This is a genomic window from Serratia sp. ID 25-353, from assembly GCF_054792795.1.
In genome coordinates, this window is record NZ_CM139236.1 from 2,268,195 (window position 1) to 2,281,432 (window position 13,238).

The 13,238-nt window shown below is 55.4% G+C and carries 17 protein-coding genes; 12 read left to right on the plus strand and 5 right to left on the minus strand.

Features of this window, described 5'->3' with window-relative positions:
* Positions 1-52: 52 nt before the first annotated feature.
* Positions 53-340, minus strand: coding sequence for a putative quinol monooxygenase (locus tag ACYF6X_RS10910; RefSeq protein WP_063989523.1), 288 nt, complete (start codon positions 338-340; stop codon positions 53-55).
* Positions 341-553: 213 nt separating this feature from the next.
* Here ACYF6X_RS10910 and pyrC point away from each other — a divergent pair, with 213 nt between their 5' ends.
* The 8 genes from pyrC (at position 554) to ACYF6X_RS10950 (ending at position 6,111) form a co-directional block, all read left to right on the plus strand.
* Positions 554-1,600 (plus strand): dihydroorotase, encoded by a 1,047-nt coding sequence (gene pyrC, locus ACYF6X_RS10915; RefSeq protein ID WP_130018734.1) that lies wholly within the window; start codon positions 554-556, stop codon positions 1,598-1,600.
* Between the two features lie 75 nt (positions 1,601-1,675).
* Positions 1,676-1,915, plus strand: a complete 240-nt coding sequence (gene dinI / locus ACYF6X_RS10920) for a DNA damage-inducible protein I (protein WP_038875499.1) — start codon at positions 1,676-1,678, stop codon at positions 1,913-1,915.
* Between the two features lie 130 nt (positions 1,916-2,045).
* Positions 2,046-2,324 carry a hypothetical protein gene (locus ACYF6X_RS10925; protein ID WP_004927809.1) on the plus strand — a complete coding sequence of 93 codons (279 nt, stop codon included), beginning with the start codon at positions 2,046-2,048 and terminating at the stop codon, positions 2,322-2,324.
* 201 nt (positions 2,325-2,525) lie between these two features.
* The gene (bssS, locus tag ACYF6X_RS10930; RefSeq protein ID WP_004927812.1) at positions 2,526-2,780 is read left to right on the plus strand and encodes a biofilm formation regulator BssS; all 255 of its coding nucleotides are present in this window, start codon (positions 2,526-2,528) and stop codon (positions 2,778-2,780) included.
* Positions 2,781-2,921: 141 nt separating this feature from the next.
* On the plus strand, positions 2,922-4,037 hold the full coding sequence (gene solA / locus ACYF6X_RS10935) for an N-methyl-L-tryptophan oxidase (protein ID WP_063989521.1): 1,116 nt from the start codon (positions 2,922-2,924) through the stop codon (positions 4,035-4,037).
* A gap of 215 nt (positions 4,038-4,252) precedes the next feature.
* The gene (locus ACYF6X_RS10940) at positions 4,253-4,879 is read left to right on the plus strand and encodes a LuxR C-terminal-related transcriptional regulator (RefSeq protein WP_063989520.1); all 627 of its coding nucleotides are present in this window, start codon (positions 4,253-4,255) and stop codon (positions 4,877-4,879) included.
* A gap of 122 nt (positions 4,880-5,001) precedes the next feature.
* A complete protein-coding gene (locus ACYF6X_RS10945) occupies positions 5,002-5,118 on the plus strand; it encodes a DUF2770 family protein (RefSeq protein WP_074181193.1) in 117 nt (38 codons plus the stop codon).
* A gap of 3 nt (positions 5,119-5,121) precedes the next feature.
* Positions 5,122-6,111, plus strand: coding sequence for a zinc-dependent alcohol dehydrogenase family protein (locus ACYF6X_RS10950; RefSeq protein WP_130018733.1), 990 nt, complete (start codon positions 5,122-5,124; stop codon positions 6,109-6,111).
* Positions 6,112-6,474: 363 nt separating this feature from the next.
* Here the strand turns inward: ACYF6X_RS10950 and ACYF6X_RS10955 are convergent, their stop codons facing one another.
* On the minus strand, positions 6,475-6,990 hold the full coding sequence (locus ACYF6X_RS10955) for a DUF2778 domain-containing protein (RefSeq protein WP_242512587.1): 516 nt from the start codon (positions 6,988-6,990) through the stop codon (positions 6,475-6,477).
* A 593-nt stretch (positions 6,991-7,583) separates the two neighbouring features.
* Positions 7,584-8,642: an AI-2E family transporter gene (locus tag ACYF6X_RS10960; protein ID WP_063989517.1), complete on the minus strand. Its 1,059-nt coding sequence runs from the start codon at positions 8,640-8,642 to the stop codon at positions 7,584-7,586.
* Positions 8,643-9,084: 442 nt separating this feature from the next.
* Between ACYF6X_RS10960 and ACYF6X_RS10965 the strand changes: the two genes are divergently transcribed.
* Together ACYF6X_RS10965 and ACYF6X_RS10970 are read left to right on the plus strand one after the other, a co-directional pair.
* The gene (locus ACYF6X_RS10965) at positions 9,085-9,639 is read left to right on the plus strand and encodes a cytochrome b (protein WP_063989516.1); all 555 of its coding nucleotides are present in this window, start codon (positions 9,085-9,087) and stop codon (positions 9,637-9,639) included.
* A 23-nt stretch (positions 9,640-9,662) separates the two neighbouring features.
* Positions 9,663-10,241, plus strand: a complete 579-nt coding sequence (locus tag ACYF6X_RS10970) for a YceI family protein (RefSeq protein WP_130017678.1) — start codon at positions 9,663-9,665, stop codon at positions 10,239-10,241.
* Between the two features lie 43 nt (positions 10,242-10,284).
* Here the strand turns inward: ACYF6X_RS10970 and trhO are convergent, their stop codons facing one another.
* Together trhO and ACYF6X_RS10980 are read right to left on the minus strand one after the other, a co-directional pair.
* The gene (gene trhO, locus ACYF6X_RS10975) at positions 10,285-11,352 is read right to left on the minus strand and encodes an oxygen-dependent tRNA uridine(34) hydroxylase TrhO (RefSeq protein WP_063989515.1); all 1,068 of its coding nucleotides are present in this window, start codon (positions 11,350-11,352) and stop codon (positions 10,285-10,287) included.
* A gap of 120 nt (positions 11,353-11,472) precedes the next feature.
* Positions 11,473-11,658, minus strand: a complete 186-nt coding sequence (locus tag ACYF6X_RS10980) for a histidine kinase (RefSeq protein ID WP_242512533.1) — start codon at positions 11,656-11,658, stop codon at positions 11,473-11,475.
* A 234-nt stretch (positions 11,659-11,892) separates the two neighbouring features.
* On the opposite strand from ACYF6X_RS10980, the gene ACYF6X_RS10985 reads away from it, so the two are divergent.
* Together ACYF6X_RS10985 and ACYF6X_RS10990 are read left to right on the plus strand one after the other, a co-directional pair.
* Positions 11,893-12,813: a Kdo(2)-lipid IV(A) acyltransferase gene (locus tag ACYF6X_RS10985; protein ID WP_063989514.1), complete on the plus strand. Its 921-nt coding sequence runs from the start codon at positions 11,893-11,895 to the stop codon at positions 12,811-12,813.
* A 102-nt stretch (positions 12,814-12,915) separates the two neighbouring features.
* Positions 12,916-13,200 carry a YciI family protein gene (locus ACYF6X_RS10990; RefSeq protein ID WP_063989513.1) on the plus strand — a complete coding sequence of 95 codons (285 nt, stop codon included), beginning with the start codon at positions 12,916-12,918 and terminating at the stop codon, positions 13,198-13,200.
* Positions 13,201-13,238: the final 38 nt, after the last annotated feature.

The following is a 13,238-nucleotide window of genomic DNA, read 5'->3' on the forward strand; positions in this document are numbered from 1 at the left end:
CAACCCTAAAAAAAACCCGCCATCGGCGGGTTTTTTCTTGCCTGTAAAATGCTCAGGCGATCTTCTTCAGTTTCTTGATGTCCAAAACATCCAACTTGCCGTCAAGCCGGCTGACGAACTGCTGAAAATGCGCCGTCTCATTATGCTTATCCAGCGCTTCGCTGCTGGCCCAACGCTCAAAAAACACGAAAACGCCCGGCTTTTCCAGATCGCGATGCAAGTCATATTGCAGGTTGCCCAACTCCTGGCGGCTCGGCTCGATAATGTCGTGCACCGCTTCGCTGACGACGGCTTCAAATCCCGCTTTCGCTTGCAGGGTGGCGATAACGCGTACTTCCATTGCTTTCTCCCTTTCCACTTGATGACAGTCGACGGTATTGGCGTCGGCATCGTTGAAATCCCTGTTACTATGCGCCCGCTGCCCTACTGATTTCAACTTGTCGCCAACAAACAGATGCATCTCAGGCACTTTCCGCTTATCCTTACACCCCGGCGTGAATAAACCCATTATTCGCTTTTCATTAGACGTATTTGACCGCCGGAGCCTAGCTAGATGACCGCACAACCTCAAGTTCTGAAAATCCGCCGCCCAGACGACTGGCATATTCACCTGCGTGACGATGAGATGCTGAAAACCGTGGTGCCCTATACCAGCCAGGTATTTGGCCGGGCGATCGTGATGCCGAACCTGGTTCCGCCCGTAACGACCGTGGCCGCCGCGCGCGCCTACCGCGATCGCATTCTGGCGGCGGTCCCGCAGGGCCACAACTTCACTCCACTGATGACCTGCTACCTGACCAACTCCCTGGCGGCCAGTGAACTGATCAACGGCTTCGAGCAAGGGGTGTTTACCGCCGCCAAGCTGTATCCAGCCAACGCCACCACCAACTCCAGCCACGGCGTCAGCGACGTGACCGGCATTTACCCGCTGTTCGAACAGATGCAAAAAATCGGCATGCCTTTGCTGATCCACGGCGAAGTGACCGATCCTGCCGTCGATATCTTCGACCGCGAGGCGCGCTTTATCGAACAGGTCATGGAGCCTATCCGCCGCCGGTTCCCGGAGCTTAAGATCGTCTTCGAGCACATCACCACCAAAGAAGCGGCGCAATATGTGCAGGCAGGCAATCGTTTCCTCGGTGCCACCATCACGCCACAGCACCTGATGTTCAACCGCAACCACATGCTGGTGGGCGGCATTCGCCCACACCTGTTCTGCCTGCCGATCCTCAAGCGCAATGTCCACCAGGAAGCGCTGCGTCAGGCGGTCGCCAGCGGCTCGGACCGTTTCTTCCTCGGTACCGACTCTGCCCCGCATCTCAAGCACCGCAAAGAGTCCAGCTGTGGCTGCGCCGGCTGCTTCAACGCGCCGAATGCCATCCCGGCTTACGCTGCCGTGTTCGAACAGCTCGGCGCGTTGGAGCACTTTGAAGCCTTCTGCTCGCTCAACGGTCCGCGCTTCTACGGCCTTCCGCTCAACGAAGACTTCATCGAGTTGCAGCGCGTGCCGACCACCCAACCGGAAGAGATCGCCCTGGGCAATGAATCCGTAATCCCCTTCCTCGCCGGTGAAACCCTGAACTGGTCGCTGAAAGACTGATATTTTTGTTTCGCCCTCTTGCCCCCGAGCCCGATTAACTGTATAAATAAACAGTAAATCGCTTCGGGGGCAATTATGCGTGTTGAAGTCACTATAGATAAAACCCGGCCGCTGCCGGCGGGCGCCATTGAGGCGCTGACCGGCGAACTGGGCAAGCGGGTCAATCGCCAGTTTCCAGACGCCGTCGTGCAAGTACGTTATGCCGGCGCCAACGGCCTCTCCGTGCTGGGGGGCGCCAAAACCGACCGGGATCTGATCGAGGAAATCCTTCAGGAAACCTGGGAAAGCGCGGACGAGTGGTTCAGCGCAGAATAACACTGCAATGCTGTTTTTGCCGGGGGTCGCTCTCCGGCTTTTTTGTTTCTGGCGCCCTGCCCATTCATCGCTTACCCTTACTCTGGAACAAAATGCGCCTCAGCGCTGTACTTAACGCAAAGGAGTAAGCATGGCCCCGGACAAGGTGAAATCCGAAGACGCAATGACGTTTGGCGAACTGCTGGCGCTGATAGCCGATCAGAAAAGGCGCTTGAACGTATTGGAAGTGGCTTTCTCTTATCTGGCCTTCAGCCTGGATGATAAAGCCAATCAAAGGCTGATCCACAGCCTGAAGCTGGAATCGCACAGCCAGAATCGCGACGCCGAAACGCAAAAGCATTTCGCCCATTTGGCCGAAGAGCTGGAAAAATGTCTGCATGGCGCATCGCCACCTGCCGACGCGGAATAACGCGCTGCGCGTTACTCATCCACCGCTGCACATACAAATTTGTAGAATAATTGTTCAAATAAATATTTATTTTGCAAATTTCGGTGACAACCCCCTCCACCGATGAAAGCGGATGCGTATACTGTAATTGCTCTCATGATGATGAGCCGCATTGATCCTCGTTAGTCACTCACGGTAGTTACTACTCAATAAGGGGTCTTTATGGACAGAAATGATGAAGTAATTCAGACGCACCCGCTTGTCGGTTGGGATATCAGTACTGTCGACGTTTACGACGCCATGATGATACGCCTTCATTACCTGTCTTCACTAGACCAAACGCCTGAAGAAGCCCAAGTAGACAGAACGCTTTGGCTGACCACAGATGTCGCCCGTCAATTAATCAATATCTTAGAGGCCGGCATCGCCAAGATTGAAGCTACGGATTACCAGGATCTTGATCGCAGAAAACATTGATTCATCGTCCCCTAACCCCTAAGGCGCCGTGGCCCATTCCCGGCGCCTTTTTCTTTGCCTTTCGCCGTTCAATCAGTGCATTGCGCTCGGCAACCTTTTATCATGGGGCGATAAGAAATCGCTATCAGAGAGGGTGGGCACGTGGAATATGATTTGATTGTGGTGGGCAGCGGTTCAGTCGGCGCGGCGGCAGGGTATTACGCTACCCGAGCCGGCTTGAAAGTGCTGATGATCGACAGCGCCATTCCCCCGCACCGCAATGGCAGCCATCACGGCGACACCCGCATCATCCGTCATGCTTACGGCGAAGGTGAAAAGTACGTGCCGCTGGTGCTGCGCGCGCAGGCGTTGTGGAATGCGCTGATTCAGCAATCCGGCGAGGAACTGTTCCAGTCGTGCGGCGTGCTCAATTTGGGGCCGCTGCACTCCGAATTCATTCGTAATGCTCAGCAGAGCGCGCAGAAATTCCGCCTGAACGCGCAAACCCTCAGCGCCGAACAGATCGCTCAACGCTGGCCGGAATTCCGTGCGCCGGATGGTTACGTCGGCGTTTTCGAGCCGGACGCCGGCTTCCTGCGCGCCGAGCTGGCGGTTGCCAGCCTGATCAAGCTGGCGAAAGAGGCCGGCTGCAGCCAGCTGTTCAATTGCCCGGTCAGCGCGGTGGAACCTATCGATGGCGGCGTTGCAGTCGTCACCGGCGAAGGGCGTTTCACGGCGCGAAAAGCCGTGGTCACCGCAGGCACCTGGGTGAAAGCGCTGTTGCCGCAGTTGCCGATCGCGCCATTGCGCAAGGTATTCTCCTGGCATCAGGCGGACGGCCGCTACAGTGTGAACAACCGCTTCCCGGCCTTTACCGTCGAAGCGCAGGACGGCACGCACTATTACGGCTTCCCGGCGGACAACGACGGCCTGAAAGTGGGCAAACACGATGGCGGCCAGCCGATGGATGCCCCCGAGCAGCGCAAGCCCTTCGGCAGCTACGCCAGCGACGGCACCGAAGTCTTCACCTTCCTGCGGCAGTTTTTGCCAGGTGTAGGCGTATGTTTACACGGCGAAGCCTGCAGTTATGACATGAGCCCAGACGAAGACTTTATTATCGATACCCTGCCGGAGTGCGATCGCCTGATGGTCATCAGCGGATTGAGCGGCCACGGCTTCAAGTTCGCCAGCGCGCTGGGTGAGATTGCCGCGCTGTTTGCGCAGGACAAAGCGCCGCCGGTCGATGTCGCCAGCTTTGGTCTGAAACGATTTAGCTAAGCGAAGGATTTCGCTGTCCAGGTTGCCACCGCGCCCTGGACAGCGAATTTGGCGGTTACAATTCATTAACATGCTAACTCTTTTAAATACCAAGTAAAAATTCTGATAACGGAAATTTCTTGTATTCAGCATTTGAATTTCCGAATTGAACACTTGCAGTGTAAGTCCTATTTTACAGAAGATATGCTCCATCGGCTTTCAACAAGGACGTCACCATGAAACTACTTGTCGTGGACGAATGCTGCTTCACCCGGGTCGGTATAGCCAGCTACTTTGCTGATAGTGGGATTACGACGATCAAGTGCTGCCACAGCATTGAGTACGCTACGCCACTGTTGGCCAGCTTTCAGCCGAGCCACATTCTGGTGAACCTCAGCAACCAGTGCCGCTATAACGAAGCGGACGCACAGCTGCTGGCGTTTATGGAAGCCAGCCAGTCTGCTTTGCTGTTTATCTATCTCGACACGCCTTACCCCTACAGCGAAGCGCCAATGCGCATCGCCGATAACGCGTTTCTGTTCAATAAAAGCATTCTGCCGCTCACCTTGCGCACGCTGCGCGAAAATCCGCTGGCGCTGGCCGATGACGGCGAAGAGCGTTCCCTGTTCAGCCCGCAGGAACTGACGGTGATGAAATATTGGATGGCGGAAATGCCCAACTACCGCATCGCGAAAAAGCTGCAGATCAGCTCGCATACGGTGTACGTGCACAAGCGTCACATCACGGAGAAGATCAACGCGCGCAACCGGCTTGAGTTCTACTCGCTGTATAACGTGCTGCGTTATTTCTACCCGCCAAGCGCACCAACGAATTCGACGCCGCTGGCGCTGCTGGCGGTGTAATATCAAGCCTGCGATAACGCAGGCTTTTTTATCGCCACTCTTCCAGCGCTCACGCGCGGCGCGCTATAAAAGACGCCAAGAAAAGGACTATAATCAAAGGTCTCTTTCTTCAGGCGGCTGAAATGTTAAACCGAATACTGGCGGCTATCGTCAACAACGTGCGTGAGCACCTGGTGCTGTACCTTTGCCTGTGGCTGATACTGCTGGCGCTGGATGTTTATTTTTTCTTCGTGATGTAACCCATGCCGTCGTCATTTCCCCGCTTGAGCTTCAGCCGCTTCGGCGATCCCACCCAGGTGCTGGCGCTGCAGCAGGTGAACAGGCCGACGCTGCGCCCCGGCCAGCGGCTGCTGCAGATGCGCTATGCCCCGATCAACCCTTCTGACCTGATCCCGATTCACGGCCAATACGCGCACCGCATCGCCCTGCCGCAGGTGCCGGGCTATGAAGGCGTAGGCGTCATCGTCGATCCGCAAAGCGGGCGCTCGACCGGCCGACGCGCGCTGGCGGTAGCGGGTGACGGCAGCTGGCAAACCTTCGTCACGCTGCCTGAGGATCGGATGGTCTGGGTGCCGGACGACATCGACGACGCCGGCGCGGCGCAAATCTATATCAACCCGCTCACCTGCTGGGTGCTGCTGACGCAATGGCTGCCGCTCAACGCCGGCGACGTGCTGCTACTCAACGGCGGCGGCTCCGCCGTTAGCCTGCTGTTGGCGCAGATGACGGCACTGCGCGGCATTCGTCTGGCGGTGGTGGTGCGCAACGTCGCTCATCGCCCGGCGCTGCTGGCCGCCGGCGCCTGGCGCGTTATTGAGGCGCCGCAGCTGGCGCAAATGACCCACTTTGGCGCCCGCGCCGCTATCGACTGCATCGGCGGAGAAGACGGATTGCAGCTGGCGCGGGCGGTTCGCGCCGGCGGCGACTTTGTCGCGCTGGGCCTGCTGGGTGGGCGCCAGGTGAATTGGCGGCGCGTGGTGGACGAATTGAAGCTGCGCGCTTCGCTGTTCCACTTGCGCAAATGGAATGCGCAGGCGGCGCCGGCGCAGTGGCAAACGGCGTTTTATCAACTATTCCAGCTGCTGCGGCGCGGCCAGCTGGCGCTGCGCCAACCCGCCGCGATTTACCCTTTGCAACAGTACGCAACTGCTCTGCAACACGCTGCGCAGCCCGGTGTGAACGGCAAAATCTTTCTTAAGCCGACGGCATCGGAGATGGTTGCGGTGGATTAACCATTATTCAACGGAGTTCCCAATAAATAAAATGAAATGGAGGAAAAGGCGCTTTTTCCATTAATGCAAATTTATTAGTGGTGAGATGCCCTTTTATTAACACATCGGACATTCTGTATTTATCTGAATTGTCTTAATGCCATCTTTACCAAACCAAATATAACCAAGGCATAGAGAACCACAGTGAATATCAGCGTGCTGAATGTCAGTGGATCTGCGTCCATTTCATAGAAACCTGTTTGATACCTGCCAAAGAGTTGTTGAGAGGTATCGATGATGAGTGACGTTAAGCCATACAGTGGCATCCCATAGCGAGAAAAATAGAAAGCAGTAATGAAACATGCAATATACAGTACTATATTCTTAACGAGCGATGCATTTTTCAAACTTGCTCTCCCCTTGCACATCAACAAAACCATAGGTCATCAACGTACTGCGTGACCCAGGAACTCTAATAAGCTTCATTCCAAGGATGAAGCGACGAACCTTGTAAAACTCCAGACGACTCACAAACGTAATGCACCCTTCACTATAACCGCGGCCATCGGGTCTGAGCGGATGCAATCTAAAACTACCACGTGCGATCTTATTTACAAACATGCTGTCACTCATTGTTTGAGCACTGAACAGAGCTAACCAGTCGCTATGATCGTTTCCTGTGTACTGGTCAAACACCCACGAACGAACTTGATTGGCTAGACTACCTCTCGGCCTGTCAACCACCCAATAACGACCAACAGGTATTGCACTGTTCTCAATGTAGGTGCAGTTAGGATCATTTGTGTACGGCTGCCTACCAGAAAAAACGGGGAAAGTACCTAGCCCATAGACGTGGAGCTTCGCTTCTCCTCCGTTTTTTGAAAGATCGTTGTAACTCATCCTCATTATCAACATGCACATATCCTTATGCTTGGTACATTTATGTACTCTACCGCTTTTCTTGGTATGTATAACAGTTATCACTGTTCTCGTAAAAGTATTTCACTAGCTATATCATCCGTAATTCCTGTCATTAATCACTACCGCATTATATATATTGAAAATGATATGGATAAAGATAAATTTTACGAACCCTTGGATGCCGCTAATTTACCGAAGTGATATTCCTGTTGTTACCCATATAGTCTTTAGGCATAAAATAGAAAATCTTTCTGAACTTTGGGTGCTCACAAAATGAAGTGGTTGATTGAATGGCTGGGTAACTCGTTCGCTTACCTAATCCCTATCGTACTCATTATTGTCGGCGGGGTTATTTTCGTTTCAGTGTTCCCAAACTCTGGTTTTTACCTCACCCTCATCTGGGCCATTGTCGTTTGTGTCGCCTATGTAAAGTGGTCTAAGTGGTTGTAGTTTTTTACTGATTAGCCAATGCTCCCAGTCTGCACTAACAGTATAAGCGTTAAGCCACCGTTGGGTGGCTTATTCAAAACTCATTAACAACGCACGGCTCAACGTGGCTACAAAAACGCTCCTCACTCCGGCGGCGCCGGAGGCTGGCGTGGCGGGCGGCCGTCGCCCAGGATAACCGCCAGCCGATAGCCGCCCTCGGTGGTCTCCAGCGCGATGCGCGCCACAATTGTCAGCGGTACCGACAGCAGCATGCCGACCGGGCCGAGCAGCCAGCCCCAAAAGATCAGCGACAGGAACACCACCAGCGTCGACAACCCCAGCCCGCGCCCCATCACCCGCGGCTCGAGGATATTGCCGATCACCATGTTGACTGCGATAAAGCCGCCCGCCACCACCAGCGCATCACCCAATCCGTTGAACAGCAGCGCCTGAATCAGCGGCGGAATGGCGGCCAATACCGAGCCGATATTGGGAATATAGTTGAGCAGAAACGCCAGCAGCCCCCAGATAAAGGCGAAGCGCACGCCGACCGCCGCCAGGAAGATCCAGACGATCACCCCTGTGGCCAGGCTGATGATGGTTTTAATCACCAGATAACGCGTCACGCCGTCCAGCGCACGCCGCATCGCCGCGAGGCCTTCGTTCGGCTTATCCAGCGCCTCCTGCAGCTTATAAGGCAGCAGTTGCACTTCGAACAGCATAAACACCACGGTCATCAGCAGCAGGAAGACGTTGGTCATGGCGCCAGACAGGTGCCCCAGCATGCGGGTAACCAGATTCATCGCCGCGCTGGGATCGACATACTGCAGCATCGCTTCGCTGGAGAGGCTGATATTGAAGCGATCGGCGTAATGCTGCAGCTCGCGCAGTTTCTCGATCATCATGCCGCGGTACTGCGGCAACGAACGGGCGAACTCATTGAGCGAAGCGCCCAGCATGCCGATAAACAGCATCACGACCACAATCACCGCCGTCACCAACAGCGTCACCCCAAGGATGCGCGGCACCCGGCGGCGTTCCAGCATCGCCACCAGCGGGTTCAGCACCATGGCGAGGAACACCGCCAATAAAAACGGCACCACAATGTCGGCGGCGGCTTTCACCCCAGCCAGAATGATCACCAACATCGCCAGCAGGACGGCCAAACGCAGGCTGTTGTCGGTTACACGGGTTCGGCCCATCACGTTTCCTTGTTATTTCACTGGGTTAACCGGCCACAAAGAGCCGACGCTTGGCGCTAATGGTAGCAAAGTCCGCCGTTATGCCGCAGAGGGTTACGCGTAACCGTTCGAAAAAATTAATCTTTCCGCCCTGCTCTTCGCCGCGAGAAATAGGCATAAACTTTGCCAACAAATAATCCCATCGAGCAATTTATGGACGATTTACGTAAAATGACAAAAGCTGACATTAATAGATAATAAGCCTAATTTTCAACAACTAGCATAATCGTTACGTGAAAGAAATAATATCATCTTCAACGATTTATCTGATGAACCCCGAACATCTCAAACAAATTCACTGACTAATATTTCTAAGAAGTAACATAGTTAAATTTATTATTGATTTTATGTTTCCTAAAGTTTAATTATTGCAGCCAGCCAATCGGTAATCGAAGGAAACAGGATGCTCTGGAAAAATACCGCCGATCGTTTCGGCCATGTGTCAGTGTTGATCCACTGGCTGGTGGCGCTGACGGTGTACGGCATGTTCGCGCTCGGCCTGTGGATGGTCACGCTGGGCTATTACGACGTCTGGTATCATCAGGCGCCGGAGATCCACAAAAGCATCGGCGCGCTGCTGTTCAGCGTGATGGTGATCCGCGTGATCTGGCGTTTTGTCTCGCCGCCGCCCAAGCCTCTGGCCAGTTATGGTCGCCTCACTCGCGTCAGCGCCATTCTCGCGCATCTGGCGCTATATGCCGTGCTGTTCGGCATTCTTATCAGCGGCTATCTGATCTCGACCGCCGACGGCCAACCGATCAGCGTATTCGGCTGGTTCGACGTGCCAGCCACCGTAACCGGCATGGCGGAACAGGCCGATACCGCCGGTGCCATACACCTTTACCTGGCCTGGGCCGTGGTAGTGCTCTCGGTACTGCACGGGCTGGCCGCGCTTAAACATCACTTTATCGATCGTGATGTCACTTTGAAACGGATGCTGGGTAGCAGCGCCGATTAACCTTTGGATTTATGGAGATTGCTATGTTGAAAAAGACCGTATTGGGCCTGACCGCAGGCGTCCTGCTGCTGAGCGCCGGTTCCGCACTGGCGGCGGACTACAAGATCGACAAACAGGGCCAGCACGCCTTTATCGAGTTCCGCATCCAGCACCTGGGTTATAGCTGGCTGTACGGCAGCTTTAATGACTTCGACGGCGGCTTCACCTTCGACGAAAAAGATCCGTCCAAGGACAAGGTCAACGTGATCATCAATACCGCCAGCGTCGACACCAACCACGCCGAGCGCGACAAGCACCTGCGCAGCGCCGAGTTCCTGAATGTGGAGAAGAACAAACAGGCCAAGTTTGAATCCACCGAAGTGAAGAAAAGCGGCGACGGTTATGCAGTGGTCGGCAACCTGACGCTGAACGGCGTGACCAAACCAGTTACGCTGGACGCCAAACTGATTGGCCAGGGCAACGATCCGTGGGGCGGCTACCGCGCCGGCTTTGAGGCCAACGGCAAGATCAAGCTGAAAGATTTCGGCATCACCACCGATCTGGGTCCGGCGTCGCAAGACGTTGAGCTGATCATCTCCGTAGAAGGCGTGCGCGAGAAATAAAAAAAAGCCCGGCTTGGCGGCCGGGCTTCTCATTTCCTCAGGCTCAGCGGGCTGGGCCTTCTTCTTCCGGTGCCGGAATGTGCATCGTAGTCTGCAACAAGCCTTTCGACTTATTGAAGATCTTGACGCCGTTTTCACGGCCGGCACGGCGCGCGCGCTGCTCTTCACGCGGCAGCTTCAGCTCTTCGCGGCAAATCTCGCTGCAGCACCCTTCAAACTTGGCGGCGCAACTCGGGCACTGAATGAACAGCAGATGGCAGCCGTCGTTCTTGCAGTTGGTGTGGGTGTCGCACGGCGCACCGCACTGGTGGCAGTTGGCGATCACATCGTCGGAGATGCGCTCGCCCATGCGCTCATCGAATACGAAGTTTTTGCCGATAAACTTCAGCGGTAGCCCCTGTTCTTTCGCTCTGCGGCTGTACTCGATGATCCCGCCTTCCACGTGGTAGATGTTTTTAAAGCCGTTGTGCAGCATATAGGCGCTGGCTTTTTCACAGCGAATGCCGCCGGTGCAGTACATGACGATGTTTTTGTCTTTGCTGTCCTGCAGCATCTCCACCGCCATCGGCAGCTGATCGCGGAAGGTATCCGACGGCACCTCGATGGCGTTTTCGAAGTGACCGACTTCGTACTCATAGTGGTTGCGCATATCGACGAATACCGTATTCGGATCGTCGATCATCTGATTGACGCGATCGGCCTGCAGATACTCGCCGACGTTACTTGGGTCAAAGCTCTCGTCATCGATGCCGTCGGCCACGATGCGCTCGCGCACCTTGAGGCGCAGCACCCAGAAGGATTTGCCGTCGTCTTCGAGCGCAATATTCAGGCGTACCTGATCCAGCGCCGGGTGCGAGGCGAACAGCGCGGCTTTGAACGCGTCGAAATTATGCTGCGGCACGCTGATCTGCGCGTTGATGCCCTCTTTCGCCACGTAAACACGGCCGAACACCTTCAGTTTTTCGAACTGAACGTACAGGCTGTCGCGAAACGCCTTGGGATCGTCAATGGAGAAGTATTTGTAAAAAGAAACTGTGGTGCGCGGCTCGGTTTCCGCCAGCATGCGCGCCTTCAGTTCCTCATTAGAAATTCGGTTATGTAACACTGGCATGGTGTACTTTCCTGTCTTTCGGGAGGTGACTGATTTACCGCACGCGGCCTGCCGGCCCGCGCGCGGCGCATATCATACCCGAAAAACCGCCGCCGCGCAGCCCTGGCGCAAACGCCCCGTTCAGCCTCCGCCGCCTTCGGTAAACGCGGAAGCCACTATGCCGAGCGCCATCATCACGCCGGCGAGCGCCAATATCGCGTTCATCTGCAAATGCGCGCCGACGCTGCCGACCGCTGCGCCCAAAACCAGCAGCCCCGCACTGATCCATGGTGCCAAAATATTTACCCTCTGAATAAGTACCAGCAATAATATCGCCATTATCTTTGGCAGGAAAGATTGTGGAAAAATTCGGCATTCGATGCATATTTAACGCCCAAAAAGGGATTTTAATGCGTTGTGTTTTCCCGGATCGCCAGAAAAATGCCACAATAGTCGCAAACAAACGGCAGAAACGAACCTTGCCGCCGATCTCACCCGGCTGCCAGACCATGCGATGACTCTGTCATTACACTTAAACAACCGTATTCAAACAGAGAACCCATGACTCAAGTTCCTACTTTCAATCGTTCCTTATTGCACCCGCGCTACTGGTTGACCTGGGTCGGCATCGGCTTGCTGTATCTGCTGGTGTTGCTGCCTTACCCCGTCATCTACTGGCTCGGCACCTCGATTGGGCGATTTTCCATGCGCTTTCTCAAGCGACGCGTCGCTATCGCCCAACGCAACCTCGAGCTCTGTTTTCCCGACATGCCGCAGGCCGAACGCGATGCGCTGGTGGTAAAGAATTTCGAATCGGTCGGCATGGGGCTATTTGAAACCGGCATGGCGTGGTTCTGGCCCAACTGGCGCATCGAGCGCTGGTTCAAGGTCAGCGGCCTGGAGCACATCCAAAAAGCGCGCGACAACCGGCAGGGCGTGTTGTTGATTGGCCTGCATTTTTTGACGCTGGAGCTGGGTGCGCGCATCTTCGGCATTCATAACCCGGGCATCGGCGTTTACCGCCCGCACGACAACAAGCTGATGGACTGGCTGCAAACCTGGGGCCGCATGCGTTCCAACAAATCGATGCTGGACCGCAAAGACATCAAAGGCATGATCCGCGCCCTGAAACAGGGCGATATCATCTGGTATGCCCCGGATCACGACTACGGCCCGCGCAGCAGCGTTTTCGCGCCGCTGTTCGCGGTGGACAAAGCCGCCACCACCACCGGCAGCTACGTGCTGGTGCGGATGGGCAAACCGGCGATCATTCCGTTCACCCCGCGCCGCCTGCCGGACGGCAAAGGCTATGAGCTGATCATGCAGCCGGCGGTGGAAAACTTCCCGCTGGATAACGAACTCGACGCCGCCGCCTTTATGAACAAAGTGGTGGAGAAAGAGATCCTGATGGCGCCGGACCAATACATGTGGCTGCATCGCCGCTTCAAGACCCGCCCGGAAGGCGAGCCTTCGTTGTACTGATCAAACCAACCCGCCGCCGGCGGGTTTTTTTATTGCGCGCCCCTTGAGAATCGACGGCGAGGGTGGGATGGTAAAGCCTTTACCGCCACCCCCGGAGCCGCTATGTACATTGTCAGCCTGACCTACCATCGCCCCATTGCCGACGTCGACAGCCACCTTGACGGGCACATCGCCTGGCTTAAGAAATATTTTCAGGACGGCACCTTCATCGCCTCCGGCCGCAAGAATCCCCGCACCGGCGGCGTGATCCTGGCCAAAGGCATTGAGCGTGCGCGGCTGGACGCCATCCTGGCCGAAGATCCGTTCAACGCCGTGGCCCACTACGAGGTCACCGACTTTAGCGCCACCACCACCGCCACCGGTTTCGAGGCGCTGGCCGGCTTATAAAACGCTGTAAATTCCGCGCGCTAAGCGCGGAATAAGGT

Coding starts and splice junctions, on each gene's coding strand:
- ACYF6X_RS10965 (WP_063989516.1), top strand. CDS start 9,085: ATGCTCTGGAAAAATACCGCCGATCGTTTCGGCCATGTGTCAGTGTTG.
- ACYF6X_RS10945 (WP_074181193.1), top strand. CDS start 5,002: ATGTTAAACCGAATACTGGCGGCTATCGTCAACAACGTGCGTGAGCAC.
- pyrC (WP_130018734.1), top strand. CDS start 554: ATGACCGCACAACCTCAAGTTCTGAAAATCCGCCGCCCAGACGACTGG.
- ACYF6X_RS10960 (WP_063989517.1), bottom strand. CDS start 8,642: ATGGGCCGAACCCGTGTAACCGACAACAGCCTGCGTTTGGCCGTCCTG.
- trhO (WP_063989515.1), bottom strand. CDS start 11,352: ATGCCAGTGTTACATAACCGAATTTCTAATGAGGAACTGAAGGCGCGC.
- ACYF6X_RS10985 (WP_063989514.1), top strand. CDS start 11,893: ATGACTCAAGTTCCTACTTTCAATCGTTCCTTATTGCACCCGCGCTAC.
- ACYF6X_RS10910 (WP_063989523.1), bottom strand. CDS start 340: ATGGAAGTACGCGTTATCGCCACCCTGCAAGCGAAAGCGGGATTTGAA.
- ACYF6X_RS10955 (WP_242512587.1), bottom strand. CDS start 6,990: ATGAGTTACAACGATCTTTCAAAAAACGGAGGAGAAGCGAAGCTCCAC.
- ACYF6X_RS10950 (WP_130018733.1), top strand. CDS start 5,122: ATGCCGTCGTCATTTCCCCGCTTGAGCTTCAGCCGCTTCGGCGATCCC.
- dinI (WP_038875499.1), top strand. CDS start 1,676: ATGCGTGTTGAAGTCACTATAGATAAAACCCGGCCGCTGCCGGCGGGC.
- ACYF6X_RS10970 (WP_130017678.1), top strand. CDS start 9,663: ATGTTGAAAAAGACCGTATTGGGCCTGACCGCAGGCGTCCTGCTGCTG.
- ACYF6X_RS10925 (WP_004927809.1), top strand. CDS start 2,046: ATGGCCCCGGACAAGGTGAAATCCGAAGACGCAATGACGTTTGGCGAA.
- ACYF6X_RS10990 (WP_063989513.1), top strand. CDS start 12,916: ATGTACATTGTCAGCCTGACCTACCATCGCCCCATTGCCGACGTCGAC.
- bssS (WP_004927812.1), top strand. CDS start 2,526: ATGGACAGAAATGATGAAGTAATTCAGACGCACCCGCTTGTCGGTTGG.
- ACYF6X_RS10940 (WP_063989520.1), top strand. CDS start 4,253: ATGAAACTACTTGTCGTGGACGAATGCTGCTTCACCCGGGTCGGTATA.